This is a genomic window from Streptomyces sp. NPDC050997 (genome assembly GCF_040660135.1).
Taxonomy (GTDB): domain Bacteria; phylum Actinomycetota; class Actinomycetes; order Streptomycetales; family Streptomycetaceae; genus Streptomyces.
Genome location: NZ_JBFAGK010000006.1, coordinates 185,319 through 211,478, shown reverse-complemented (window position 1 = coordinate 211,478; position 26,160 = coordinate 185,319). Strand labels below are relative to the sequence as shown.

Annotated in this window: 27 protein-coding genes; 2 read left to right on the top strand and 25 right to left on the bottom strand. The window is 68.4% G+C overall.

Annotated elements, in window-relative coordinates; translation table 11 throughout:
• Positions 1-53: 53 nt before the first annotated feature.
• The gene (locus AB0H86_RS16165; protein WP_362437781.1) at positions 54-932 is read right to left on the bottom strand and encodes an LLM class flavin-dependent oxidoreductase; all 879 of its coding nucleotides are present in this window, start codon (positions 930-932) and stop codon (positions 54-56) included.
• A gap of 32 nt (positions 933-964) precedes the next feature.
• Complete coding sequence (locus tag AB0H86_RS16160; RefSeq protein WP_362437778.1) at positions 965-1,552, bottom strand: dihydrofolate reductase family protein; 588 nt, start codon at positions 1,550-1,552, stop codon at positions 965-967.
• Positions 1,553-1,656: 104 nt separating this feature from the next.
• Here AB0H86_RS16160 and AB0H86_RS16155 point away from each other — a divergent pair, with 104 nt between their 5' ends.
• Entirely contained in the window at positions 1,657-2,046 is a 390-nt protein-coding gene (locus AB0H86_RS16155; protein WP_362437775.1) for a DUF192 domain-containing protein, read from the top strand.
• Positions 2,047-2,070: 24 nt separating this feature from the next.
• On the opposite strand, the gene AB0H86_RS16150 is transcribed toward AB0H86_RS16155, so the two are convergent.
• The 16 genes from AB0H86_RS16150 to AB0H86_RS16075 all read right to left on the bottom strand — a co-directional run bounded on the left by AB0H86_RS16150 (position 2,071) and on the right by AB0H86_RS16075 (position 16,288).
• On the bottom strand, positions 2,071-2,436 hold the full coding sequence (locus tag AB0H86_RS16150; protein ID WP_362437772.1) for a hypothetical protein: 366 nt from the start codon (positions 2,434-2,436) through the stop codon (positions 2,071-2,073).
• 9 nt (positions 2,437-2,445) lie between these two features.
• On the bottom strand, positions 2,446-4,599 hold the full coding sequence (locus AB0H86_RS16145) for a PrsW family glutamic-type intramembrane protease (protein WP_362437769.1): 2,154 nt from the start codon (positions 4,597-4,599) through the stop codon (positions 2,446-2,448).
• Between the two features lie 40 nt (positions 4,600-4,639).
• A complete protein-coding gene (locus AB0H86_RS16140; protein WP_362437766.1) occupies positions 4,640-5,257 on the bottom strand; it encodes an OmpA family protein in 618 nt (205 codons plus the stop codon).
• An 8-nt stretch (positions 5,258-5,265) separates the two neighbouring features.
• Positions 5,266-5,847, bottom strand: a complete 582-nt coding sequence (locus tag AB0H86_RS16135; RefSeq protein WP_362437763.1) for a hypothetical protein — start codon at positions 5,845-5,847, stop codon at positions 5,266-5,268.
• A 16-nt stretch (positions 5,848-5,863) separates the two neighbouring features.
• Positions 5,864-6,481 (bottom strand): pilus assembly protein TadG-related protein, encoded by a 618-nt coding sequence (locus AB0H86_RS16130; RefSeq protein WP_362438543.1) that lies wholly within the window; start codon positions 6,479-6,481, stop codon positions 5,864-5,866.
• Complete coding sequence (locus AB0H86_RS16125; protein ID WP_362438540.1) at positions 6,478-6,675, bottom strand: hypothetical protein; 198 nt, start codon at positions 6,673-6,675, stop codon at positions 6,478-6,480. Before AB0H86_RS16125 ends, AB0H86_RS16130 begins: the two co-directional genes overlap by 4 nt.
• Before the next feature lie 139 nt (positions 6,676-6,814).
• Positions 6,815-7,651, bottom strand: a complete 837-nt coding sequence (locus tag AB0H86_RS16120; RefSeq protein ID WP_362437760.1) for a response regulator transcription factor — start codon at positions 7,649-7,651, stop codon at positions 6,815-6,817.
• A gap of 43 nt (positions 7,652-7,694) precedes the next feature.
• The gene (locus AB0H86_RS16115; RefSeq protein ID WP_362438536.1) at positions 7,695-9,068 is read right to left on the bottom strand and encodes a histidine kinase; all 1,374 of its coding nucleotides are present in this window, start codon (positions 9,066-9,068) and stop codon (positions 7,695-7,697) included.
• A 260-nt stretch (positions 9,069-9,328) separates the two neighbouring features.
• The gene (locus AB0H86_RS16110; protein WP_362437758.1) at positions 9,329-10,216 is read right to left on the bottom strand and encodes a DUF5936 domain-containing protein; all 888 of its coding nucleotides are present in this window, start codon (positions 10,214-10,216) and stop codon (positions 9,329-9,331) included.
• A 22-nt stretch (positions 10,217-10,238) separates the two neighbouring features.
• Positions 10,239-11,183: a type II secretion system F family protein gene (locus tag AB0H86_RS16105; protein WP_362437755.1), complete on the bottom strand. Its 945-nt coding sequence runs from the start codon at positions 11,181-11,183 to the stop codon at positions 10,239-10,241.
• A gap of 10 nt (positions 11,184-11,193) precedes the next feature.
• Positions 11,194-12,531, bottom strand: coding sequence for a CpaF family protein (locus tag AB0H86_RS16100; RefSeq protein ID WP_362437752.1), 1,338 nt, complete (start codon positions 12,529-12,531; stop codon positions 11,194-11,196).
• 10 nt (positions 12,532-12,541) lie between these two features.
• Complete coding sequence (locus AB0H86_RS16095) at positions 12,542-12,913, bottom strand: TadE/TadG family type IV pilus assembly protein (RefSeq protein WP_362437749.1); 372 nt, start codon at positions 12,911-12,913, stop codon at positions 12,542-12,544.
• A gap of 1 nt (position 12,914) precedes the next feature.
• Positions 12,915-13,280: a TadE family protein gene (locus AB0H86_RS16090; protein WP_362438533.1), complete on the bottom strand. Its 366-nt coding sequence runs from the start codon at positions 13,278-13,280 to the stop codon at positions 12,915-12,917.
• Between the two features lie 43 nt (positions 13,281-13,323).
• Entirely contained in the window at positions 13,324-14,583 is a 1,260-nt protein-coding gene (locus AB0H86_RS16085) for an AAA family ATPase (RefSeq protein WP_362437746.1), read from the bottom strand.
• A 9-nt stretch (positions 14,584-14,592) separates the two neighbouring features.
• Positions 14,593-15,300: a Flp pilus assembly protein CpaB gene (cpaB, locus tag AB0H86_RS16080; RefSeq protein ID WP_362437743.1), complete on the bottom strand. Its 708-nt coding sequence runs from the start codon at positions 15,298-15,300 to the stop codon at positions 14,593-14,595.
• Between the two features lie 79 nt (positions 15,301-15,379).
• Complete coding sequence (locus AB0H86_RS16075; RefSeq protein WP_362437740.1) at positions 15,380-16,288, bottom strand: hypothetical protein; 909 nt, start codon at positions 16,286-16,288, stop codon at positions 15,380-15,382.
• Positions 16,289-16,622: 334 nt separating this feature from the next.
• On the opposite strand from AB0H86_RS16075, the gene AB0H86_RS16070 reads away from it, so the two are divergent.
• Positions 16,623-18,389, top strand: a complete 1,767-nt coding sequence (locus tag AB0H86_RS16070; RefSeq protein ID WP_362438530.1) for a glycosyl hydrolase family 18 protein — start codon at positions 16,623-16,625, stop codon at positions 18,387-18,389.
• Between the two features lie 73 nt (positions 18,390-18,462).
• Here the strand turns inward: AB0H86_RS16070 and AB0H86_RS16065 are convergent, their stop codons facing one another.
• The 7 genes from AB0H86_RS16065 to AB0H86_RS16035 all read right to left on the bottom strand — a co-directional run bounded on the left by AB0H86_RS16065 (position 18,463) and on the right by AB0H86_RS16035 (position 26,109).
• Positions 18,463-18,741: a hypothetical protein gene (locus tag AB0H86_RS16065; protein ID WP_362437737.1), complete on the bottom strand. Its 279-nt coding sequence runs from the start codon at positions 18,739-18,741 to the stop codon at positions 18,463-18,465.
• 95 nt (positions 18,742-18,836) lie between these two features.
• A complete protein-coding gene (locus AB0H86_RS16060) occupies positions 18,837-19,121 on the bottom strand; it encodes a hypothetical protein (protein ID WP_362437734.1) in 285 nt (94 codons plus the stop codon).
• A 223-nt stretch (positions 19,122-19,344) separates the two neighbouring features.
• Positions 19,345-19,482 (bottom strand): hypothetical protein, encoded by a 138-nt coding sequence (locus AB0H86_RS16055; protein WP_362438593.1) that lies wholly within the window; start codon positions 19,480-19,482, stop codon positions 19,345-19,347.
• A gap of 149 nt (positions 19,483-19,631) precedes the next feature.
• A complete protein-coding gene (locus AB0H86_RS16050; protein WP_362437731.1) occupies positions 19,632-20,066 on the bottom strand; it encodes an SMI1/KNR4 family protein in 435 nt (144 codons plus the stop codon).
• Positions 20,067-20,090: 24 nt separating this feature from the next.
• Complete coding sequence (locus AB0H86_RS16045) at positions 20,091-24,809, bottom strand: putative T7SS-secreted protein (RefSeq protein ID WP_362437729.1); 4,719 nt, start codon at positions 24,807-24,809, stop codon at positions 20,091-20,093.
• Positions 24,809-25,540 carry a hypothetical protein gene (locus AB0H86_RS16040; protein WP_362437726.1) on the bottom strand — a complete coding sequence of 244 codons (732 nt, stop codon included), beginning with the start codon at positions 25,538-25,540 and terminating at the stop codon, positions 24,809-24,811. The genes AB0H86_RS16045 and AB0H86_RS16040 overlap by 1 nt, the downstream gene beginning before the upstream one ends.
• Positions 25,537-26,109 carry a hypothetical protein gene (locus AB0H86_RS16035; RefSeq protein ID WP_362437723.1) on the bottom strand — a complete coding sequence of 191 codons (573 nt, stop codon included), beginning with the start codon at positions 26,107-26,109 and terminating at the stop codon, positions 25,537-25,539. The genes AB0H86_RS16040 and AB0H86_RS16035 overlap by 4 nt, the downstream gene beginning before the upstream one ends.
• Between the last annotated feature and the right edge of the window lie 51 nt (positions 26,110-26,160).

Here is a 26,160-nt window from a genome sequence, read left to right as displayed (position 1 = left end):
GGCTGAGCCGACCGGCAGGATTCGGCCCGTCGGCCTCGGCCCTCGGCCGGGGTTCACGGCACCAGGGGCCGGACTTCCTGCGCGGTGAACCGCACGAACCCCTCCGGGTCCGGCTCGTCGCCCGTCGGCTGGAGCACCACCGTGTCGGCGCCCGCCTCGGCCAGTCGCTGGACGGCCTTGGCGACGGCGCCGGCGTCCCCGGCGACACCCAGGTCCGGGACGGAGTCCAGCCCCTCGTCGGTCAGCTCGGCACGCAGTCGGGCGGCGGCGTCCGGTCCGGTGGCGGCGAGGAGGTAGACGACGAGCTTGTGCGGCTCGGTCCGCCCGGCCGCGGCCCGCCCCTCGTCGATGAGTCGGCGTGCCCGTCGCACCCCGTCGGGCGGGGTGGACGCGGTGAGTAGGGTGCCGTCCGCGACCTCGCCGGCGAGCCGCAGCGTGCGCGGACCGGTGGCGCCGGCGAGCACCTGGATGTCGCCGCCAGCGGCCGGCGGCCAGTCGAGAGCGACGTCGTCCAGCGCGATGTAACGCCCGTCGGTGGTGACCCGCTCTCCGCGCAACAGGGCGCGCAGCGCGACGAGATGCTCCCGCAGCAAGGTCAGCGGGGACTCGGCCCGTGCCCCGACCTGCCCCATCCAGTCCTGCACCCCGTGCCCGAGGGCGAGGATCGCACGGTCGGGGAACAGCCGGTGCAGGGTGGCCGCCTCCATCGCGGTGACGGCGACGTTCCGCAACGGCACCGGCAGCAGCCCGACCCCGATCCGTACCCGCTCGGTCCAGGCGAGCGCGGCGGCGGCCGCCGAGACCCCACCCTCACGGAAACAGTCCTCCCAGAGCCACAGCTCCTCCAAGCCGACGTCATCCGCGCGCCTGGCGACGGATCGCAGGTCTTCGGGCGGCAACTGCGGACGGAACACTGCACCGAGAGTGGTCATGGCGGCTTACCTACCCGCTACGGACGCGCCCGTCACGTCCCGGGCGCTTCCGGCTGAAGCCGCTCGTGGCGCAGCAGTACGACACCGTTGCCGAAGGTCCGGGACTCGATGAGTCGGAGGGACGTCGCTGTGCGGGGGTCGGTTCGGGGGAAGAGGGGTTTGCCGTCGCCGATGAGGACGGGATGGACGTACACATGGAACTCGTCGACGAGGTCGTGTCGCAGGAATGCGGCGGCGATGTCGGCCCCGCCGAGCCCGAGGTCGCCGCCCGGCTGCTCCTTGAGCGCCCGCACCTCCTCCGGGACGACCTCCCGCGCGATCGTGCTGTTCCAGTCGGCGTGCCGCAGGGTCCGTGAGTAGACGACCTTCGGGATGTCCCGCCAGATGCGGGCGAACCCGGTCGTGACCGGGTCGGCCTCGGGGTCGGAGTCGGCCGTGGGCCAGTACCCGGCCATGAGCTCGTACATGACCCGGCCGTGCAGCAGCCCGCCCATCCTCGCGACCGTGTCGTTGGCGTGCCGGTGCAGTTCCTCGTCGACGCGGTGCCAGGAGATGTCCCGGCCGGGGCCCTCGATATAGCCGTCCAGGGAGATCGACATCATCAGGACGATCTTTCGCACGTCTCGGTCACCTCGTTCGGTCGGGTACGACGAATCGTCATCACGGTCCCAGACTCGGATACGTTCGGTCGGTATTGAGAAGCGGCACAGGGAGGTGACCTCGCGTGGGACGCTGGCTCGACGGACGGGGCAGGCTGGTGGTGCACGGCGGGGACGGGGCGGAGCGGGTCACCGTCCCGCTGGAGATCGCGACCTCCTACCGGGCCCGCACGAAGGGGCTGCTCGGGCGGGACTCCGTCGACGGGGCGATGCTGCTGTCCCCCGCCGGCAGCGTGCACACCTTCCGGATGCGTATCCCCATCGACGTCGCCTATCTGGATCGCAGCCTCAACGTCCTCGCCGTACACACCATGAAGCCGGGCCGCCTGGGACTGCCCCGCCTGCGGTCCCGGCATGTGCTGGAGGCGGCGGCGGGGGCGATGTCGGGGTGGGGAATCCGGGCGGGGGCCCGGGTGACGGTGGAGAGGGATCTGGGGGGCGGGGAGGGAGGGTAGGCGGCAGAGCAGGGTGTTTCGGCCTCAGATCGATGCGGGCCCGGACGAAGCGAGAAGTTCTTGCAAGTCCCGTACGAGGATCAGGTCGTAGCGACCCAGTGCGGACAGATTCTCGAAGATCTGCCGCGCCGTTGCCTCCTGGCGCTCCAGGTTCGAGTCGAAATCGCGCACGGTGAAGAGTGAGTCGTACTGCTCGAACGCCATGCCGTGGTCGTCCTCGTACTCATGGGTGAACTCGACCTCGACCGCCGCGTGCCCCAGGTTCGCCGCGCAGTCGATGAACTGAGTGTCCACCGGCCTCACTTCGGCGCCACACGCCGTCGCGATATCACGGACGACTTGCTCCCGCGGAATTCCGGGACGCAGGAAGATGTAGTGGTACTCGCTCATACGACATCCCTAGGGCCAAGTAATAGTGTATCCGTCGCCGATGATCCGAATCGAGTTCATCCGGCCCGGCGGATTATTGTGCAGGAATTTGTCCAGCCCTTCACGCGCTCCGCTTTCGGCAAGACCGCTCCCACGTGCGTCGACGACGGCATCGCGCGCCTGCTTCTTGGCCGTGTTCAGCGTGTTCTTCACGGAGTTCGGAGCGGCTCCCGGTTCCAAGGTCTTGAACTCCGTCGGAACACCGTCCACGACAGCGTCGGGAGTTTTACGGCCTGCCACTTGAGACTCCTTGAGCGCTTTCACGCTCCTGCCTTCCGTTTGCAGCGTCTCAGCAATTCTGCGCTCCTTGGGGCTGAATGCCTTCTCGGACTCGTCTATGGAACCATCCCGGGACTTCCCCTGATCGCCCTCCCCCGACCTGTCGCTTTCACCAGCCGAGTTTCCGCCTCCAGCCCCCGCGACTATCAGAGCGATCCCCGCGGCGCCGAGGCGAACGGCCAAGAGGGCGCCCTCGGCTGTGAGTCCGCCGGCCGTGCCGGAGCCGGCGAGGGCGAGACCCGCTCCCGGTGGGAAGAGGGCCAGGAGGGAGAGGAGGAGCAGGGCGAAGCCCAGGTAGGCGAGGAAGTGGTCGAGGGCTTCGAGGAGGTGGGAGGTGGGGATGACGGGGCCGACGGAGCTGCCGGAAGAGGTGATGCTTCGCCAGAGGAGAAGGGTTCCTGCCGTCGCGGAGGACAGCGCCGTGCTGAAGCGGAAGCGGTGGACGGCGAGTTGTTCGGCCAGGAGGTGCGTGGTCGCCCGGTGCCAGGTGCGGAGCAGCACGGTCAGGAGCCAGGCCGTCCAGACCATGGCGGCTGCCGCGCAGGCCTGGAGGATCTTCGGGCCGATGCCCGTCGTGAAGTACTCCTGGAGGTCGGCCGTGGACCTGAACGAGCCGACGCCCAGGAAGAGGACGGACGGGAGGACCAGGGCCCAGGGGACGAGGGCCAGGAGCAGTCGTCTTCCGCGCTGTGCCGTGCCGGTTCCGGCCGCTCCGAGGTAGGCACGGACACGGACACGGATGGCAGCCGGGCTGCTCCAGGCGTGGGGGTTGTCCGTGGCGTCGATCCGGGTGGCCAGGTCGGCCACCACTCGGTGCAAGGGTTCGTCAAGGGTGTGCGTGCCGTCAGAGGTGCGCGAGGCGGGGGCGGACGACGGGGCGGATGCCCCATAGCAGAGCGCTCTGCGCAGTCGTATGAAACTCAGGGCTATCAGAGGAGTCCAGGGCCACCGCCAGGACGCGTAGCGGATCAGGTTGCCCGCGGTGTCGCCGTTCGTCCGCTCCCCGGCCAGGAGGATGCCGGGGAGGGTTCGCCTCGCGCGGTGCAGGGAGATCAGGTCCGCTGTCATCGCCAGTAGCAGAGCGAGGAGAGGGGCAGCCCAGAGTCTGTCGTCGAGGGTTGCCAGCCACTGTGCGGCCTCGCTACGCGCGTGGCCGGGCCCGGCGACGTAGTTGTTCAGCGTGTGGTGGGCCACCGCGGCGGCGAAGGGGAGTGCCGCAAGGGGTTTCCACCGCTTGCGGGCTCGCAACAGGATGCCAACCGCCAGGCCTGCCAGGGTCGTCCACGTCAGGTGCGTGAAGGTCGCCACCGTGACGTCGCCCGTCCGGTCGAGGTGCAAGGTGGCGACCGGGGACGGCAGCCAGGACGTGGCCGCCTCGCCCCAGCCCGGGACGTACGGCGGTGACAGGCTGTCGGGGATCAGCCAACCGCCGTGACGGGACAATGCGCGGTCCGCGTCCAGGGAGTAGCGCAGCAGGGCTTCGAGGAGTCCGAAGCCGGCGCCCAGGGCGGCTCCCAGGATCGTGAAGTCCGTCAGACCCCACTGGCGGCGGACCCTCGTGTACAGACCTGCCAGCAGCAGGGGTGCGGCCTTCGCCAGTTCCTCCACCCACGGGGCCGTGGTGTAGGCCGTCGTGTTCACCACGTCGACCAGCGAGCGGCCGGTCTGGGCGGCGATCGTTCGCGTGTAGGCGAGTTCCAGGAGCGCGGCAGCGGTTCCGCAGGCGTAGGCACCGACGAGGATGGCCAGCAGGACGGTGGAGAGGCGTACGGAGCGGGTCGGCCAGGAGAGGGCGGCGAGTTGCAGAACCCCGTACACGGCCGCGGCCACCATGAGGATGTTCACGTGTGCTTCCCCGCTCCGCCCGTTCCCGCAGAGCTCCCGGTCAGTTCTCTCCGCGAGGGAAGGACACCTCGACCCGTCGGTTCTTCTTGCGGCCGGACTCCGTCGCGTTGGAGGAGATGGGGTACTGCTCGCCGTAGCCGCGGACCTCGAAGGTGACGTTCGGGTCGTTGAGTTCCTGGTCCAGGATGTCCTGGACGGCGTTGGCGCGTTGCTTGGACAGTACGTCGCCGTGAGCGGCGGAGCCGAGGTCGTCCGTGAAGCCGAACACCCGTACCCGCGTGCCGTTCTGGGTCTTGATCTCGTCCGCGATGGAGGTGATACGGGCCTTCGCCTCCGCGCCCAGCTTCGCGCTGTCCTTGCCGAACAGCACCTCTGCCTGAAGCGCGAACTTCACGTCCGCGTTGGTGTCCTCCCGGCGCTCGTCACCGCTCTGATCCTCGACGACCTGCTTGATGTCCAGCACCTTCGGCTCCGCGAGGGTGCCACCCTCCGGGAGCTTCAGGTCCGGGTCGTTGGCGTCCACGTTCACGGGGGCGGAGGCGGTGGGTTCGGTGCCGGGGGGGACGCTGGGGCTGGTGTCGGCGTGGGCCGCGAGGGCTGTGCCGGCAAGGAAAAGGGAGGTTGTCGTGAGAATCAGTGTGAGGCGCACATGGGTCATTGGTGGCCTCACCCGGAGATCTGGATGGAGGCAGCGGCGAAGGCGGGGAGCTGGAAGGTGACTTCGGTCGTGTCAGTGGGGGGCGCGGGGAACTGCAGGAAGACTGCCACGGTTTCGCCGGCCTTCACTGTCGAGAATCCTGTGGTCGTCAGGGGGCGGCCGTCCGTATCGCGCAGCACGTAATACCGCTTCTTGCCCTTCGAATCCACGAGCGTCGCGCCGCCGAGTGACCTGCCGTTCCTGATGATCTCGGTCTCGTTGCCGCTCAACGAAGCGGGAACCGCGACGCCCTTGGCGCCGTCGTTCCTCAAGTTTCCGTTCACGGTGACGAAACCGCCGGAATCCCGCTCGGCGGAGGTGACCTGGAGGACGAGTCCGTCGGGTCCCTTCAACTCGGCCAGGGGCGCTTCGGACTGGCCCTCCTGAGTACTCGGTTGAGACCCACTCTCCTTGGAGCTGGACGCCGAACTCTCCGGCTTCTGGTCGTCGTCACCTCCACCACCGCAGCCGGCCATGCCGAGAGCCACTCCGGCCACGACTGTCAACGTGACCACCGCCCTGCATGCCTTCGCAGTGAACCGAATGCTCATCACTCTGCTTCCTTCGTCATTCGTCGTTCGCTTGTGAATCGGCCAGGTGTACGTTGAAGAGGTCTTCCGGTTCCGGCAGAACAGTGAGATCGTCCGGATTCAGGATCCACTCCCTGTCCTTGCAGTCGAGCTCCGGCAGTACGTCTCCGTCGGCGTCCTCTCCCAGTGGCTCGAACGTACAGAGCGGCTCGATCACGGCAGTGGCACTCGCCTGCGAATGCATGTTCTCGGTACCGGGAACGATGGAGTCACCGACAGGCTTGTTCGTCTCGACGTCGACCGTGTAGCCCGGGGGCAAACCCGGCGCCGCCCCGCAGAATGCGGTGGCATCGTTCTGCGCCGCGAGCTGGTCGGCCCGCCCGCACCCGTCGAACGGCACTCCTTCGCCGTCGAAAATGGCCTGCCACTTGGTCGGGTCGAGTACGTTCTCCACCCACTCGTCGGAGAGTTTGTCCCGCGTGTCCATGGCGGCCGCGAGTGCCGCCGCGTCTGCTGCCGTCTGAGCGCCGTTCCGATTCGCCGCGGCCTGGCCGACCGCGAGGTATGCGAACGCGAGAAGGAGCAGACCCGCCACCACCGTGATGTAGATGGGGAAAGCCTGCCCCGCGTCGCCGGGCCTGCGGCGCTGCTTCAGCCGCCGGTAACCTCGGCGATCTTTGTCGTGATTGCGTCGAAGATCGTCTGCCCGATATCCGTCCCCGTGATCGCCAAAACGATCGCCACCACCACAGCGATGATCCCCAGATACTCCACCGCCGTCTGCCCCTTGTCGTCGCGGGCGGCGCGGTTGCGCAGGTACGCGGCGGTGGTGTTGATCCAGTTGGTCATGGTGTTCCCCTCCGATGGCGGCCGATCGGCGAGCGATCACCCCAACGTACGACGGAACACCCCTTTCTGCCGAGGGCCCCTGGGCCCAATTCCGGGCCCAATGAAGAATCCCGCCGCCTCTCCCTGGTGTCAGCACAGGTCACCCCAGTCCTCGGTGTGAACCCATGGCCGTGCCGAGCCACTTGGCGGTGGCCTGGGAGCGGCTGGTGCTGTGGAGCTTGGCGAAGATGCGGTTAATGTGGTTCTTGACCGTCTTCTCGCTGATGAAGCAAGTGGCGGCGATCTGCTGGTTGTTCATCCCCGACGCGATGAGGTCCATGATCTCCGCCTCCCTCGTACTGAGCTGGAACCGCGCCCTCGACGACTGTCCCACATCTGGTTGCACTCGTGAAGTCGTTTTCGGAGAATTGGAGGGAGACGACATCCACGGAAGGGGATATGTACCCGATGAGGGCAGTGAAACTCTTTGCTGATGAGAAGAAGTGGAAGGTTGGACTTCGTATGCGGTCGCACCTGACGCACGGAGTCGGCCCAGCAGCGCTCCCGCCGCCGTGGGGGTGAAGTGGGGGCGGCCCTCCTTGATGTCCCGTACGGCGTTCACGAGTTGGTCGGCGGTGAACTCGCCGTGGACGAGGTAGCCGTCGGCTCCGCGTCGCAGGGCTTCCTCCACGATCTCCGGTTCCCCGCTGTACGTCAGCATCATCACCGGGGCGATCCTCACCAGGTACGGGAGCGCCGAGATGCCGTCCAGGCCGGGCATGCGGACGTCCAGGAGGACGATGTCGGGACGGTGGTCCCGGGCCGCCTCGCAGGCCTCGTGACCGTCGACCGCCTCGGCCACCACCGTGATGTCCGCGCGGCCGGAGAGCAGGGCGGTCAGGCCAGCTCGGACCACGGGGTTGTCGTCGGCCACGACGACCCGTAAGCCGGGGGTGGGGGGCGATGGGGTCCTCGAATGCGTCGTCGTCGCACTCATCGATGTCCTCGATGCTCTCGTCGTCGCGGTCTCGTCGTCCTCATTACAGCGCTTCCCAAGTCTCCGGTGGCGCTGCCGCCAAGGGGAGTTCCAGCAGGACCTCCGTGCCCCGGGAGTGCGTGCCCTTGCCGATACGGATGCCGGCGCCCACCGACGCCGCTCGCTCGACCATGCCGACCAGGCCGAAGTGGCCCGAGCGGCGGAGCTCTTCGAGGGTCGTGTCCGGAGGGAGGCCGCGTCCGTCGTCGTACACGCTGATGCGGAGGACGTCGCCGTGGACTCCCCCGTGGACGTCGAGGCGGGTCGCGGCGGCGTGGCGGTGGGCGTTCTCCATGGCCTCCGTGGCGATGGTGAGGAGGTGGCGGGCCACGTCGGGCGGCAGCCGGAGCGGCTGCTCCGTCGGATCGCCGGTCGGGTGGTAGGTGGTCGCCCGCGCGGTTCGGGCGCCGAAGTCGTGGGTGCGGGCGGCCAGTTCCGCGAGTACGTCGGTGGTGTGGTCGAGGTCCGATTCACGGCGCAGGTCGGCCAGGAGTTCGCGGGACTCGGCGGCCGCCCTGCGGGCCGAGCGGGAGACGAGTTCGGCCTGCCGCTTGATGAGGGCCGGGTCGATGCGGGGAGCGCCCGCCGAGTGCGCCAGCCCGTCCGCGGCCAGGGCCACCCCGTGGAGGGTCTTGGCCACGGAGTCGTGCATCTCCCGGGCGAGACGGGCCCGTTCGGCGCTCACCGCCTCCGCAGCGGCCAGGCGGGCCTGGACGGTGGTCAGGGCCTGGGTGGCGACGCCGAAGCGGAGCATCAGGTTGCGGAGGGTGGAGCCGACGGCTCCCGTGATGACGCAGAGGCCGGGCAGCAGCAGGGCTTCCGCGAGTTCGGCGCGTTCGCCTTTCAGGGTGGCCTGGACGAGCAGCAGGATCAGTGACTGGAGGGAGGCGAAGACGGCCGCGCCTCGCCAGCCGTAGACGATGCCCGCGAGGAGAGGGGTGCAGACGCTGACGTAGGCGAGGGTGCTGTCCGGGCCCGCCGAAATCAGGAGCAGGGAACCGAAGAGGGTGTCCACGGCCAGGAGGGTGGGGTGGCGCAGGAGCAGAGGGCCGAAGCGTTCCCAGTCCCTGAAGAGGACGTACGAGCCCATGAAGGTGACGACCACGGCGGCGCCGACCAGGCGGGCGCCCAGGCCGGGATTCGCGTTGAGGAGGGCGGAGGGGGCGGCGAGGGCGATCATCGCGAGACGGAAGCCGAAGACCTGGCGGCACATGGCCTGGAGGGCGTTCACCTGGAGGGGGATGGGTGGCGCGGGTTCGTCTGTCGATTTCTTCGGCGGAGGCTGGTCGCCGTCAACTGGCCGGGGCGGCTGGGACGGTTGCCCAGCGTCGGCGGCCGTGGCAGCCCACCGCGCGGGCTGATCGCCGTCGGCGTTCATACGACCGTCCGCCGCCCGTGCGGCGCGCCCGTCCACCACCGGTACGGCGCGCCCGTCCACCGCCCGTACGGCGACCCCGTCCGCCGGACCCAGCCTCTTCTCCACGTCCGGCCCACGAACCTGCCCGCGCGCACGCCCCTGCCCCCGCCCCCGCCCCTGCCCGTGCGCCCACCCAGCAGCCCGCCGCTTGCTCCCGGCGCCCGTCCTCGCCCGCACCCTCGCTCTCATCCGCGCGCTCACCCTCACCTCTCGCCCGCCCCCTACTTCCCGGTGATCGAGCCGAAGTCCGTCCCCGACCCCAGCAGCAACCCCGCCCCCAGCAGGATCATCGTGGCCGGGACCATGAACGTCGTGATCATCATCGTGGCCTTGGGGACCGCCCGGGCGGCCTTGCGGCGGGCGTTCTGGGCGTCGGTGCGGCGCATGTCCTTCGCCAGGGAGACGAGCGTGTCGACGATCGGCGCCCCCAGCTCCTCCCCCTGCTGGAGGGCCGTCACGAACATCGCGACCTGTTCGGAGTCGTTCCTGCGGCGCAGCTCCGCGAAGGCCTGGCGGCGGCTCATGCCGAGGTCCATCTGGCGCAGCGTGATGCGGAGTTCGTCCGCCCAGGGGCCCTCGTACTTCGAGGCGACGCGGTCCAGTGCCTGGCGGAAGCCGAGGCCCGCGCTCACCACGACGGCCAGGACGTCCAGGAAGTCCGGCAGGGTCCGCTCGATCACGTCCTTGCGGATCCGGATCGCCGACCAGATGCCGACCTCCGTCCAGAACGCGCCGAACGCCAGCAGCAACAGGGCCACCAGGAGGTCGCCGCGGAGCAGGAACACCAGGAAGCCGAGGCCGCCGAGGAAGCCGTAGACCGCGCGGCGCGCCGCGTAGCGGTCGATGGTGAGGCCGCCGGGGTTGCCTGCCAGGTCGATCTTGCGGCGGTACTTCGCGACCTGCTTGGGGCCCATCAGCCGCAGTACGGCGGGGGCGTAGCGCATGCCGAGGCGGTCGATCAGGGAGTCGACCGCGCCGGTGCGGGTGGCGCCGACCTCCAGGGCCAGCACCAGGTCGCTGGGGAGTTTCACCTCCGCCCGGTACATGCGGATGCCGGTGAAGATGCCCCAGACGGCGAGGCCCATCAGCAGGGCCAGCAGGAGTGCCATCTACCCAGTTCCTCCCAGCCGTTCAGACGTCGATCCGCGACAGGCGGCGGATGAGGACAAAGCCCACGGTGTACAACCCGAACGCGACGATCACCGCCGCCTGGCCAAGCGGTGAGCCGGTCATACGGTCCAGGGCGCCGTCCTTCACCCCGTTCATCAGGAACAGCGAGCCGACGCCGAGCACCGGCACCGCGTACGACGTCATGTTCACCTGGGACAGCTGGGTGCGGACCTCGCGCCGGGTCTCCTTGCGTTCCTCCAGCGTCTCCGTCAGGTTCCGCAGGGCGCTCACCACCTGGCCGCCCGCCCGGTTGGAGAGAACCAACGTCGTGACCAGGACGACCAGTTCACGGGACGGGAGCCGGTCGGCCATCTCGCCGAGCGCGTCGTCCATCGTGGCGCCCATCGCCAACTGGTTGTCGACCTTGGCGAGTTCCTCGCCCGCCGGCGCCTCCAGCTCCTCCGCGGCCATGCCGATCGCGGTGCGGAGCGCGAGCCCCGCCTGCGTGGCGTTGGCCAGGATGCGGGCCATCTCCGGGAGTTGGTTGATGAACTTCTCGATGCGTTTCTGCCGTTGCCAGGTGAGGAACTGCAGCGCCGCCCAGATGCCCAGCAGTCCGGCGATCGGCCCGAAGAAGGGGGCCAGGGCGGCCTGCCCGACCAGCCACAGGCCCGCCACCGCGGCCAGCATCGCGGCGAAGAACTCGCCGGGCGTGATGTCCATGCCGGTCGCCGCCAGCCGCAGTTCCAGGTTCCGGCCCGTCCGGGTCCGCCGCAGTCGGCGGTCCAGGTTGCGGAAGCGGCGCCGCCGGCCGGTGACGGATATCTGGCCGGCGGACGACAGCCGCTCCACGAGCGCTGCCCGCTGTGCCCTGCCCTTGGCGTAGGTGTGCACACCGATGACGGTGAGTACGCAGGTCAGCAGGGTGACGCCGATGGTGAGCGTGACAAGGTTCTGGAGATCCATGGGGGCGGTCCTACCTGGCTTCTCGGATGGCTAGCTGATCTGCGGAACGGGCCACACCGAAGGCCTGGGGCGTGGGCTGGCTCGCCATGTAGAGGCGGTCGGCGGTACGGCGCGGGAGCGGGAAGTGCTGGTAGGCCCCGTAGATCCGGCCGTCGGCCGCCATCGGCCGGGCGTCGAAGCGGGCGACGGTGGCCAGCCGGTACGGCTCGCTGCCGTGGCTGTCGAGCAGCGCGATCTCGGTGATACGGCGGACGCCGTCCGCGAACCGGGTGAGCTGGATGATGACGTCGATGGCGCTGTTGATCTGGTCGTGCAGCGCCTCGAAGGGGATCTCCACCTCGGACATGGACGCCAGGGTCTTCAGCCGCATCAGCGCGTCCTCCGCGCTGTTGGCGTGCACGGTCGCAAGGGAGCCGTCGTGGCCCGTCGACATCGCCTGGAGCATGTCGAGCGACTCGCCGCCACGGACCTCACCGACCACGATCCGGTCAGGGCGCATACGCAGCGAGTTGCGGACCAGGTCGCGGATGGTGATACGGCCCTTGCCCTCGACGTTCGGCGGACGGGACTCCAGCCGGACCACGTGCCGTTGCTGGAGCTGGAGTTCGGCCGAGTCCTCGATGGTGATGATGCGGTCGCCGTCGGGGATGAGACCCGACAACGCGTTCAGCAGCGTCGTCTTGCCGGTGCCCGTCGCACCCGACACGATGATGTTGAACCGCGCCTGCACCAGGCCCGCCAGCAGATACAGCATGTGCTCGTCGAGCGAGCCGAAGTCGGCCAGTTCGCTGAGCGTGAAGGAGCGCGGGAAGCGGCGGATGGTGAGGATGGCGCCGGTCAGCGACAGGGGCGGGATGATGACGTTGACGCGCTCGCCGGACGGGAGCCGGGCGTCGACCATCGGGTTCGACTCGTCCACCCGCCGGTTGACCGTCGACACGATCCGCTCGATGGTCTGCATCAGCTGGTCGTGGGAGGGGAAGCGGAGCGGCAGCTGCTCCACCCTGCCGCCGCGCTCCACGAAGATCGAGTCCGGGCCGTTCACCATGATCTCGGTGATGGACGCGTCCTCCAGCAGCGGTTCGAGTATGCCGAGCCCGAGTGCCTCGTCGACCACCCTGCGGATCAGCTGCGAGCGCTCCACCGTCGACAGGACCGGGCCCTCCCGGCTGATGATGTGCCCGAGCACCCGCTCCAGCCGCGCCCTGCGCTCGGCCGCCGCCAGCGCGCTCATCTCCGCGAGGTCGATCTCCTCCAGCAGCTTGGCCCGGTAGGAGGCGACCAGGTGGCCGTCCTCGCCCCGGCTGCTGTTGTCTTCCGGGGAGTTGATGCGTGACCGCAGGCTCATTAGTGGTTCCTCAGTGGTCGAGCGGCATGGTGGCGGTCTTCTGGGCGGTGTCGAAGTCCCAGCCGGGGACGATCGACGGGATCTGGACGGTGGCGGTGACGGTGACCTCGTCACCGCCCTCCACAGCGGCACAGCCGACGGTCAGCCAGTCGCTTATCGCGTTCGCGCATCCCTCCTGGGCGCTCAACTCGATCGAGGCCGCGCGCGCACCCGCCCTGGCCGCCGTTCCGGCCTGCTGGGCGGTGTAGGCGATCAGTCCGATCTGTACGCCCGCCATCGCCACGAGGACCAGGATCGGGATGAACCCGAGGTACTCCAGGGCGACCTGACCGCGGTCGCGGCGAACCCCGCCTCCGCCGTGGCGTTTCCCGTCGTACGACATCTCAGTCCTTCACCTCCTCGACGGCCCCGGCGTGGCCCTCCACGTCGAAGGGGAAGCCGATCGCGCCCGGGAAGAGGACGGGCACGTGGAGGGTGACGTCGGCCGTGACATAGCCGCCGGAGGTGGAGCACTCCACCTCGCCGCCCCACGCGCCCGGCAGCTTGTCCAGGCCCGCCTGGACGCACGCCCCCTGCCGCTCTCCCTCCGGGACCGCCGTCCCCGCCCGTACCGCCTCGTCCGCAGCATTCCCCGCGAGCGTGAACGTGTACCCCAGCAGCACGAACTGCCACATCAGCACCAGGGTGACGAGGATCAGCGGGGTCATGCCGAGGAACTCGACGGTGACCTGGCCGTCGTCCCTCCGCATGGCGCCCTTCCACTTGGGATGGCGCATCCCTGGTGCCACGGCACTAGCTCCCCAGCTCACGGCGTCGCCGGAAGCCGACCGCGGCCCGGTCGCCGCCGCGTAGCCGGCCGGCGCGGTGACCAGGGTTGTCGGGGCTCTTGACCAGTCCGAGCTCGGCCGCGAGGGCCCACAGGGCCTGCTTGACCGTGCTCTTGCCGTCGAGTTCGTGGACGCGGCCGGCGTCCACCGCGCTCTGGAGTTCCTTGAAGTTGGCGGGGATCGCGACGCCCGCGACGGCCGTGCCGGTGATCTTCTGGATCAGCGGGGGCTGGATCTCCGTACCGCGGGTGTGGCGGTTGACGACGACGGTCGTCTCCTCGGCCTTGCGGATCTGGAGCCGGTCCCACATCCGGACGGTGCGTTTGGCGCCCCGGACCGCGACCACGTCGGGCGTGGTGACAAGCAGGGCCGTGTCCGCCATCTCCACGGCGGCCGCGCCGGCGCCACCGAGCTGGGCGCCGCAGTCGACGACGACGACCTCGTAGCGTGAGCGCAGGGCGCTGACGATCTGGCGGGCGGCCCGGTCGGTGACCTCCTCGCCGCGTTCGCCCTCACCGGGGGCGAGCAGCAGGGCGACGCCGGTGTCGTGGGGGAAGACGGCGTCGGCGAGGACGCGGGGGGAGATGTCGGTGATGGCGGCGAGGTCGACGACCGAGCGGCGGAACTGGACGTCCAGGTAGGACGCGATGTCCCCGGTCTGCAGATCCATGTCGAGCAGGGCGGTGCTGCGGCCCGACGCCTGGGCGGCGAGGGCGAGTTGGATGGCGGTGAGGGTCGCCCCCACGCCTCCCTTCGCCCCGCTGACCGTGACGACGGTCCCGCCGACACCGGTGAACACGTCGCCGCCGACGCCCAGATGACGCCGTACGCCCACCGACCACTGGGCGACCGCCTGGACGCGGCTGGCCAGTTCCTCGTAGCCGAGCGGCAGGGCGATCAGGCCGCGGGCGCCGTAGTCCATGGCGGCCTGGAAGAGGCCGGGGCTGGCGTCGGAGGTGACGAGGATGACACCGACGGCGGGGAAGCGGAGGGCGACCTCGCGGATGAGTTCCAGGGCCGGGACCGGGCCGATGCGCTCGTGGACGACCACCACCTCGGGCAGTTCGTCGATCGACTCGGTGGCGAGGCGGGCGAGGGTGTCGATGAGCTGGGTGGAGTCGACCACCGGGGCGAGCGGTTCGGCGTCCGGGAGCTGGCTGAGCAACGTGGTGATGGACCGGACCGCGTCCGTGTCGCCGACTGCCGGGAGGATCCTCGTGGGCATGGCGGCCTCTCACTTGTCCTTGGCGAGTTCGTAGCTGCGGTCCTGCTCCGGGACGGTGGTGTCGGTGCCGGGTGCGACGAGCGCGAGCCGGACCTCCTTGGCGAACGACTCGGCGTACGTGATGCGCTGGGCGTCGAGGGTGGAGAGCGCGAAGGTGATGGGGACGGCGTCGGTCTCCTGCCGGGTGCGGTCGTCCGCGTCGGGCTTGAGGGCGGTCAGCTCACCGACGTCGATGACCCTGGCATTGGCCACGATGATCTTGGACTGGTCGGGATCGACCTCCCGCTGTCCCTCGAAGGTGGCGTACACGTTGACCGACGAACCCGGCGTGATCTTTCCCGCGACACCGGTCGCCGCGTCGATCATGATGGCGACCTCCTGCTCCCCGGGCCGCAGGGCGGGCTGGTCGACGATCATGTCGCTCTGCAGCAGGGAGCCCTTGCGCAGCGTGGTGACGGCGATCTTGCCGCGGAGCCGGGAGAGGTCGGTGACCGCGGTGTCCGGCAGCCAGCGCTCGGGCATCTCGGTCTTCTCGAACTGGCCCGCGCTGAGGCTCGTGTAGGGATTCACGTCGGACTTCAGCCGGTACGCGGTGACCTCGGGTCCGACCTTGGACTTCACGTCGTTGATGACGGACAGCACGCCGGCGAAGGCGCCGAGGGCGCACAGGACCGACAGAAGCAGGAGTATCACGCCGCGGCGCTGACGGGAGTTCATGAACCGTACGACCTCGTCGGGGGGGGTTGGGTGGGGCGGGGTGGGGCTGGCCGAGCGGGCGGTGGCGGCCCGGGTCGGCTCACCCGGCGGGCAGTTGGTTCCCGTACACGGACGACACACGCGAGACGGACGACACGGGTGCCGCGGGCGATACCGGCGCTGTCGCGGAGCAGAAGACGCAGCGATCGCCGATGACCTCGATGCCGCACCAGTGACAGGTGTTCTGCCGCACCGAGGTGACCAGTTGGTAGAGCACCGACAGGTCCGGCAGGAAGGTGCAGAACTCGATGAGCCGGCCGGTGCCCCACCACAGCGCGGACTCGGCGGGCAGCGGGGCCTCGCGCAGCCCCTGCACGCTCCACGACTTGGCCAGGGTCGCGTTGACCCAGTCGGACTGCAGCTGCCCGCGGGCGACCAGCATCGACGTGGAGAACTCCGGGCCCGCGAGGGTCACGCCGGGCGCGATGCGCACGAGCTGCGGCTGCGGGTGGGCGAGCACGCCGAACTGACTGCCCGGCACCCAGGACTTGGCGTGCGACTTCAGGCCCACGGGGACGCGGTCGAGCTTGGCGACGGAGCCGAGCAGCGCCCCCGCGTGGAGGTAGTGGGTGAGCAGCCGGGCGGCCGAGGCGAGCACGCCGGGGCTCAGGTCGCAGGAGGCGAGCTGCCGCAACTGGCGTGCCAGGACGGCGAGTCCGAGGGGCGGCAGATCGGGCCGGAACAGGGCGATCCGGTCGCTCTCCAGGAGGGAGCGGACGGTGAGCAGCCGCCGCTCGACCTCCCGGGGTGTGGCCTGCGAGCACACGACGATCACATGACCGTGCTGCTCGATGAGTGTCTGCACCGCGGCCAGCGACCGGTCGAGCGGCTGCTTGTCCAGGTCCGACAGAACGGCGGCAGGCATGGTTCGATCGTCCTGCGGCGGCAGCGCCATATCGGCACTGGTCACGGCAATGGCAGTTGGCACGCGCAGCTCCCCGAATCCCATGCCCGTGGGCCCGCCCGGCGTCACTCCGGCCCGCCCGTCGACTTCACTGCGTGACTACCTGAGCACTGTATCCACGCCCCTGTGACCGGAGAACAGCGTTTCTGTGACTTCCTCATCCCCTTGAGGACTTAAAAGGGGCCTATTTCCGTGCAGATGGGGCGCACTTGCCACGGGCCCTCGTACGTCCAGGGCGAGTTGCCCCCGCCCTCGCGACGAAACCGGCGAGACTCTTGACAGTTGAATTGGTCTGGACCACTTTATAGGCACAGCGGTGGCCACCGTCGTCCCATGCCCCTCTCCCCCACAGGAGGCACCAGTGCGCCGCGAAACAGGCATGCCCGGACACCGGCACGGACGCAGACGGATACAGACCCGGATACAGACCCGGACACGGATCCGCACCCGGATCCGGCTCCTCGCGGGATCCCTCACCACGACCATCGCCGTAGGCCTCGCCCTCCCCCTCGGACTCACGGTCGCCGTCGCGGGCCAGGCTTCGGCCGCGGACGTCAACAACGCGAAGAACGCCGGCTTCGAGTCCGGCCTCACCAACTGGACCTGCTCCGCGGGCAGCGGTACGACCGTCTCCTCCCCGGTGCACGGCGGCTCGGCCGCGCTGAAGTCGACGCCGGCCGGCCAGGACAACGCGAAGTGCGTCCAGACGGTCGCGGTCAAGCCCAACTCGACGTACACACTGAGCGCGTGGGTGCAGGGCGGGTACGCCTATCTGGGCGCGACCGGCACGGGCACGACGGACGTGTCGACCTGGACCCCGGACTCGTCCTCGTGGAAGCAACTGTCGACCACGTTCACCACGGGCTCCTCGACGACCTCGGTGACGGCGTACACACACGGCTGGTACGGACAGGCGGCGTACTACGCGGACGACGTGTCGCTGTACGGGCCGGACGGCGGCGGTGGCGGCGACCCGACCCCGACGGTCCCGGGGACGCCGACGGGAGTCACCGTGACCGGGACGGCGTCCTCGTCGGTCTCCCTGGCCTGGAACACGGTCTCCGGCGCCACCGGTTACACCGTCTACCGGGACGGCACCAAGGTGACGGCGGTGACCGGAACCTCGGCGACGGTGACCGGCCTCGCGGCCTCGACGTCGTACTCCTTCCAGGTCGCGGCGACGAACGCGGCGGGTGAGTCGGCGAAGTCGGCGGCGGTGACGGGCCGAACGACGGCTTCCTCGGGCAGTGGCGGGGGCACGGTGCCCAAGCACGCCGTGACGGGTTACTGGCAGAACTTCAACAACGGCGCGACGGTACAGAAGCTCTCGGACGTCCAGTCCCAGTACGACATCATCGCGGTGGCCTTCGCGGACGCCACGACAACACCGGGCGCCGTGACCTTCAACCTCGACTCGGCCGGGCTCGGCGGCTACACCGTCGACCAGTTCAAGGCGGACGTGAAGGCGAAGCAGGCGGCGGGCAAGAAGGTCATCATCTCGATCGGCGGCCAGAACGGCACGGTCTCGGTGACCGACTCGACCTCCGCGACGAACTTCGCCAACTCGGTCTACACCCTGATGCAGACGTACGGCTTCGACGGCGTCGACATCGACCTGGAGAACGGCCTCAACGCGACTTACATGACGCAGGCGTTGCGGGCGCTGGCCGCGAAGGCCGGGGCGTCCCTGGTGTTGACGATGGCCCCGCAGACGATCGACATGCAGTCGACGTCCAACACCTATTTCCAGACCGCGCTGAACCTGAAAGACATCCTCACGGTCGTCAACATGCAGTACTACAACAGCGGTTCCATGCTGGGCTGCGACGGCAAGGTCTACAGCCAGGGCTCCGTCGACTTCCTGACAGCCCTGGCCTGCATCCAGTTGGAAGGCGGCCTGTCCCCGTCCCAGGTGGGCCTCGGCCTCCCGGCGTCACCGAGCGGCGCGGGGAGCGGGTACGTCTCACCGTCGGTGGTGAACAACGCGCTGGACTGCCTGACGAGGGGGACGGGGTGCGGGTCGTTCAAGCCGTCGCGGACTTATCCGGAGCTGCGGGGGGCTATGACTTGGTCTACGAACTGGGATGCGCGGGCGGGGAATGCGTGGTCCGGGGTGGTGGGACCGCACGTGCATGGGCTGCCGTAGCGGTCGCCGACTGAGGTCACCGGCGTGGCGCCAGTCCGTCTCGGCGCCACGCCCACAACTTCTTAGGGCGAGCTCATGCGTCATCGCTCCGCAGCCGTCGCGCTATGTCGATGTCCCTTTGGAGCGCACTGAGGCGAGGCGGTTCCCGGGCGGCGTCAAGCACAACGACATGCAACCGGTCGCCTGTCTGCGGCGGGGCTGTGTTCTCGTCCCACCAGGACGGGTGTTTCACCTGATCGACGAATCCGTCTCCGCCGCCGTCGACTTCGACCTTCGCTCCGACCGGGGCGACGGCGACGACTGTCACGTCGAGCTCTTGGTGATCCTGAAGTGTCACTTCGACCCTGGCCACATCAGGCGCACCATCCCGCTTCGACGAGGAGGTCTACAAGAGCCGCAACGCAGCGATCCGCCTATGGCTTCGACCATGATCCGCCGAACACAGACCTAGTCCTCCCAGTCGAGCTGATGCTCCGGCACCCCCACGCTGGCCCCGTAGGCAACCGCTTCCGCCCGACGAGGGTCGTTGGCCCCCGTGTAGCGGAAGACTCGGCAGGCGAACACCACCACCCGTTCCGTCCCCACCCGGTAATCGGCGTACCAGCCTCCTTCAGGAGAGAGGCCTTCTGTCAACGCCCGGGCCAGCGGCGCATCATCCTGTACGTCGCTCTCGAACTCCAGGACCGTCCACACAGGAGGCTGGCTTCCACGCGCCGAGTCAGCGAGGTCCATCCGCGTGACTCGACACACCCGCAGTCCCGTCAACTCAAGCACTGCACCCGACCGCAGACTCTCTCCGATGACGCAACCCGTGATCACTGCGCTTCCTCCCAAGGCGTGGACGTGTCAGCCACCACCGTAGGCGTCGCGCCCGGGCCGACAGGGGAAAGTTGAGGAGATCCGCCGGCCCCATAGGCCCGAGATGCGCCCTATCGGGCTATGGGGCCGGGGCAGGTCAGAGCAGGTGATCGACCTTGCCCGCCTTGATCTCGAGGATGAGCGAACGGAGCGCTTCACGGGTGTCGGCGAGGTAGGCGTCCTCGTACACCCGGCTCCGCGCGAGCGTGTCGAAGTACGCTCCCTCAGTCGCCACGCGATTTGGCCTCGAACAGAGACTCCTCGATCTTGGTCGGTGGGAGCCAGGCGGGTGGCGCGGGAGGCCCGAAGGCGGCGGGCGGAGGACCGAATGACATGGCATACATCCTCGATGAGTTCCCTGGACAGGCGAGAGCCAGTTGTGGATTATTGCCGGTACCAGTCATTTCCACCACTGGCGAGAGCGCTTCTCAGGAAGCTCTCCAAGGAGGGGGAAATCCATGTGCGGCTGTCTGTTTCGTGATCCCAGACGAAAACGTCTTCCCTCGCCGGAGTCCGCACGAATGCGAACTGATCCCCCCCTGCATTGTCTCCAAAGAACATAAGTGAATCAAACGGCATGTACAATTTTCCGAATTGTTCGTTGCCGCGGAACGCCGTGTTCTCAGCGAGGATTTTTTCAGAGTTCCAGATCAGTTCCGTCCCGTAGTGAGCCTCAAGTCCGTCGGTCTCCATGAGCAACGTCCGAAGCGGAAGGGGGACTGGCTGGCCGAGTTGGTCTTCGATATCTGCCAGGGAACCTTCAGTCGTCGGGTAATGCAACTCTACGTTGGGAAATTCTGCCGCGAGTTCACGCCACATGCCTCCGCCTTTCCTATTTCGCGCTCACCTGATGCGCGGGCTGAACCAATTCCCGAGCCTATCATCGACAGCTGTGGCATGGTCCATCACTTCCTGCCGTGTCGGGTTTGGATGCGTGTCATAGAATCGATTCCATGATATGCGCACGTCGCTCAAGTGGATTCTGCTATTGATGTCACCTTTGGGTATTCCTCGAAGATTTTCTAGGGAGTGGATCTCGTCTGGCGTAAAAAGGCCCGGGTATCGGCGAAGGATCTGCTGCTCGATAGCGTGATGGACTACCACTTCCCCCTGGAGGGTCGGGTGAGCCGTGAAAAATGTCTTCTTGTAGTTGTAGCTTGTGGTGCTACCGACCGTGGCTTCTTCTCGTAGAGGTACATCTTTGCCAAGCACGGTTTCGTTCCTGGCCGCTGCGTTTTTCTCCGCGTCCTCACAGGGTATAAGGCCCAGCGGGTCGGCCCACGAGTGCGGATTGTGGACGTAGATTTCCGGGTTAGGAGAAGGGGCGAGTCCGAGGGGATCAGGGGTGATATAGCGGGCGGTTTCGGGGTCGTAGTGGCGGAAGTAGTTGTAGTGCAGTCCCGTTTCCGGGTCGTAGTACTGGCCGGGAAAGCGTAGGGGTGTGTACGTGGAGCTGTCCGCAGTCCATGCTGTGGTGCCCCAGAGGGTGCTGCGGGTGTGCCAGGCGATCTCCCCGTGTTCGTCGATGAGTTCGCTGGGAGTGCCGACGAGGTCGGTGACGATGGCGAAGAAGCGGGAGTCGATCTCCTCCTGCGGGGCGTCCGCTGCATTGATGCGTTCGGTCTGGGCGATGGGGCGTAGGCCCTGGTGGTCCCATGTGAGAGTGACCGGGTTCGGCAGGTCTGGGGACGTTGTCGTCTGTTCGCACAGGGTCGTGCCGTCCCAGGTGAAGACCACCTGCTCGATGACGGTTTCGCCATCGTCCGCCAGGCGGAGTTTGGCCGTGCGGCGGCCCAGGGGGTCGTAGGTGTAGCGCCAGCGCGTGCCGTCCGGAGTCGTCACCGATGACAGACGGTCCTCGGCGTCCCACTCGTAGCGCCAGGTGTCCGGCTTGCGGGACAGGCGGGTCTTCTGGCGCAGGGTGATGCGGCCGAGGGCGTCGTGTTCGTAGCGGACCCGGCCTGCACGGGTGATGCGGGTTCCCTCGTACTCGCGGGCGCCGGTCGCTTCCTCGCCGGGGTGGTCCGTGGGCCAGAACGCCTGGGTCTGGTTGCCTGCCGCGTCGTAGGCGTACGTCTCCGTCCAGTTCGCCGCGTGCACGGCCGTGACCCGGCCCGTCGAGTCCAGGTCGAAGCGGCGTGAACCGGTCAGCTGGTCGTCGATGCCGGTCAGGTTGCCGTCAGCGCGGTAGGTGTACGCGCGGGACTGGACTGTACGGCCTTCCGCGCCCGTGACGGACTGGGTGGTCAGGCGGCCGAGGTCGTCGAAGCCGTGTTCCAGGGTGACCGTCTGGCCGATGTGGCGGGCCAGTTCGCGGCCCGCCACATCGTAGGTGAAGTCGATGGCCCGGCCCGAGGCCGTCATGCCGGTGCGGCGGCCTGCCGTGTCGTACGACCATGTCGTCGTCGCGCTCGTCGGGGTGCGGCGGCCCTTCCGGCGGCCCCACTCGTCGTATGTGTACGTAAGCTCGCGGCCGTCGACCGTCTCCGAGCGCACCCTGCCGAAGCGGTCCCGCAGCAGGGCCAGGGTCGTGCCGTCCGGGCCCGTGGCCTGGGCCAGTTCGTCGGTCATGTCGTACGCGTAGGTCGTGACCTGGCCGGCCGCGTCCTTGCGGACCACCTGGCCCAGCTCATTGCGCTCGAAAGCCACGACCTCACCGAGTGTGTTGATGCGTGAGAGCATGCGGCCCGCCACGTCGTACGCGTATGTGAGGGAGCGGTCGTCGAAGTCGGTCTCCGTGACGAGCCGCCCGGCAGGGTCGTACTCGTAAGCCCACGTCAGACCCTGTGGGTTGGTGACCTTCGTCAGGCGCAGTTCCGTGTCGTGCTCGAACTCGTAGCGCACCCCGTCGGGCCCTGTACGCGACGTCAGCAGGTCGAAGTGCGTGTACTCGAAGCGGGTGACTTTGCCCAACGCGTCGGTGTGGCTGACGCAGTTGCCCTCACCGTCGTATGTCCAGGACTCCGGTGTACCGTCCGCGGCGATCCGGCGGGCCAAGAGGCCTTCGACCGTCCACTCCAGATGGGTCACCGCGCCGGCCGGGTCCGTGATGGTGACGGGACGGCCGAAAGGGTCGCGCTCGTATCTCGTCACCGAGCCCAGTGGATCTGTGATCTCCACGGGGAGCCCAACCCGATCGCAGCGGACCGTGGTTGTGTGGCCCAGGGGGTTCGTCACCGAGGCCAGGTGGCCTGCCTCGTCATGCGTGAATCGGGTGGTCTGGCCTGCCGGGTCGGTCAGTGACGTGCGGTTGCCGCGCTCGTCGTATGTCTGGCGGATGACGGTGCCGTCGGGGTTGACCACCTTTACGGGGAGGCCGAGTGCATTGAACTCCGCCTTCGCCGCGCGACCGTCGGGCCGTACGACTGAGACCAGGTTGCCCGACTCGTCGTAGCGGAACGAGGTCGTGTGGCCGAGCGGATCAGTGCGGGACAAGAGCCGGTTGCGGCGGTCGCGTCGGAATCGGGTGGCCGCTCCGGTTTCGTCGATCTCGGCCGTCACCTGCGTACGGTCGTTGATCAGGAATCGGGCCGTGTGTCCGAGCGAGTCGGTGATGGTGGTGACCCGTTGTCCGGTCTCCGGGTCGATCGAGTCGTAGGTGAAGGTGGAACGCTGGTGGCCGGCCGCACCCTCCTGGTAGACGCAGCGGTCCTTGTCGTCGTAGACGTACTCGAAGCGGCTGCCGTTGGTGTCGGTCCACGAGGTGATGCGGCCCCGTTCGTCGTAGCCGAAGTGCAGGGGGCGTCCCGACGAGTTGGTCACTTCGGTGAGGTGGCCGTCGGTGTAGCCGTAGCGGACTATCTCCTGGTCCGAGCCGTCGTGCGCTGCTCCCGCCAGGTACAGGCCGGTTATCCGGCCGTCCAGGGCTGTGAGTTTCAGGTGGCGTCCGCTGCTGTGGCGGATGCCGATGGGGGTGTCATCGACGGCGTACTCGAACGTGAGCCAGTGGCCGTTGCGGTCATCGATCTGTTCGAGAAGGGAGAGATCCTCGGAGCGGTCGGTGAAGTGCCAGGTCCGGTCTGTCTCCGGATCGGTGATCGTGTAGCCGCCGTCCTCACGGTCCAGAAACCACCGCGGGCCGTGAGAGGGCAGCACCGGGACACCGGGAGCGGGGTGCGCGTAGGACAGCAGCAGGCCGTCCTCGGCGACGAAGACGACACCCTCCGAGTCGATCTCCAGACGTTGGTCGACGGTGGACGACCACGTGGGCCCGAACCAGCGTCCGGCTCTGTAGGACGACTCGAAGGAGCGCTTGAAGACGAGTGGGAGGGAGCCGGGGAGGGAGACGTCGGTCTGAGGAAGCACCATGGTGCCCGTGGCGACATCAACGGGGTCCTTTTCACAAACCCTTTCGCCGGGAGGCCGACTGGTGCCTTCCGGTGTTTCCCGTGTCCCCTGACGCGCCGCACGTTGCGCCCCCGATTCCGCGGCCTCCTCCGCTCCCGCCTTCACTCCGGCCCGCAACCCACCCCGCGCCAGCCCCAACCCCTTCCCGCCGACCAACTCGGGGATCAACCGGCCGACGCTCTCCGCCGGGTCCTTCTTGAAGCCCTCCCAGGCGGACTTCAGTACGCGCTCGGGATGTGTGCCGGTGGAGACGAGGCCGGTGATGGTCATGCTGACGTTCTGGAGGTACTGGGCGGGGTGGGTGAGGTTGTAGCCGTCGACCGGGTTGAGGCCACGGACGAAGTTCACCGTGCCGGCCACGCCCTTGACCGCACCGCCCACGACGTGGGTGAGCTCGGTGGCGACCGTCGCGTACTCGTCTTTGAGATTCGAGCCCAGCCGGTCGAGCAGCGGTGGTTCGGCGGGCGCGTGGGCGAGGGCCGCACGGACCGAGGTGGCCGCGGTACGGCCGGCTTCGTTGCGCTGGCGGCGGGCCTCGCTGAGGATCTCGTGGGCGCGTTGGATGTCGGCGGTACCGGGGTCCTGGAAGGGGGCGGGGCGCGGGCCGGGGTCCTCGTTCGCCTTGACCTTGGAGTTGTAGGCATCGACACGCTTGTTGTACGCGTCCACCGCGTCGTCGGACGCCTTCTTCCCCTTCTTGTACAGCTCGACGGCCTCCTGCGCCTGGCGCTGCGCCCAGGTGACCGTGCCGGCGAAGTCCGCCAGGGCCTTGGCTGCCTTGTCGCAGGCGTCCGCCGCGTGCAGCCACTTGGTGGGGTGCGTGGTGAACTTCTCGCGGAAGGTGTCGGCGGCCTCGCCCTTCCAGTGCGAGGAGTCGAGCTTGCGCATGCCCTCGCCGACCTTGTCGAAGGCCTTCTGGAAGTCCCGGAGATGGGTGGCGGAGGCCCGTATGGTGCCCGGGTTTCCGTGGATCAGCTCGTTCGCCTGCTCGGTCTGTCCGAGTTGCTGCTCACCCGGCGTGGCACCGAGGTCGGAGGCGAGTTCGTCGCCGAAGTCCTCGACCTTGTCGGCGACTCCTTCGGCACCGACCTTCTCCAGGCCCGCGCCGATGACGTCCGTGCCCTTGTCGATGCCCTCGCCGATGAGCTTCTTGCCTGCGTCGACACCGTCGCTGACCGTCTCCAGACCGGAGTTGACCAGATCGCCGAACCCCATCAGGGGGTCTCCTCACCCTGCTGCGGTTGTTGCTGCGTCGGTTGTTGTGACGGTTGCTCGGCGGCCGTCTGGGCCCGCTCCTCCGCGGAGGGGCCGAAGGCAGCGTCCATCAGGTCCTCGTACTGCTCATCGTCTGCGCCCGTGGCCTGCTGGTAGTTCAGCGGGCTGGGGATCGGCCCGGTCATCGCCTGGGACGTCATCATGTCCCGGCCCGCGTCCTTCCAGCCCTGCTTGCTGTTCGCCCAGGCCTCGTCGAAGGACTCCTTGCTGTAGTCGGGATTCTTCATGGAGTCGAGACCGCTGCCGGCGATGTCGCCCCAACCCAACTGCGAGGCCTCGTCCTCGGAGGCGTACGGGTTGCCGATGAGGGAGTTCGCGCCGACCTTCAGGAAGCCTTCGACGTATTGGTCCGTCTCGTAGAGCGTGCCCGCCGCCAGGCCGACGTTGTCGGCGAAGACGTTGCCCTCGTTCACGAGTGCGCGTACGCCCCATTCCCAGCGCTCACAGAACGACGTGAACGCCGACTTCAGGTCGTCGTGCCCCAAGTCCAGCCCGGAGAGGTCCAGTTCGGAGAAACCCCGCCCCTGCCCGGCGAAGCTGTCGGTGCCGAGTTCCTTCAACTCGTCCAGCGTGAGGTTGATGCCCTTGGCTATGGCGTTCAGGCCTGCCGCCTGGATGTCCTTGCCGCCCCCACCGCCCCCGTCGCCAGTACCGGCACCAGCACCGCTCACCGTGACTCCTCCCCGTCTACCGTCTCCACGTCCAGGGCGACCGCGTCCGGCACGATCCCCACGACCGGCGGGAACAGGACGCCGTCGTCGTCCTCGCTGCCCACGTCGAGGGCCACCCCGCACGGGACGCCCGTCGCCGGGACACCGGCATCCAACAGCCGGGCTCCCAACACCCGCCGATACGCCCACTCCCGCGAACCTTCACCCCTCGCGATCGCGAACCGGGCCAGCGCGGACTCGTCCGAGAAGGCGTAGATCCAGCGGACGCCGCGGTAGTCACCGACCAAGAGGTCCGCGTTGTCGTCGAGGGGGACGAGTACGGGCGTACGTCGGAACTCACCGAGCAGCGCGGCGAATTCGCGGCGGGCGCGGGCGATGTCGTCCGAGGTTGCCGGGGAGGGGGCTGCGGCGGTCGGCGGTACGGCGGCGACCAACAAAGTTCCAGGCGCTGGCCGTTCACCGCCGTCCTGCGGTGTCTGCCCGGCCGTGTCGTACGGGTCGGCCTTCTCCAGGTAGTCGTACAGCCTGGACCTGGGTATCTCCGGGCCCTCGCCCCCTCCTTCAGCCATGCCTGGGATCATCACATCGGCATATTGCCGAACGCAACGCGGATCACCGGC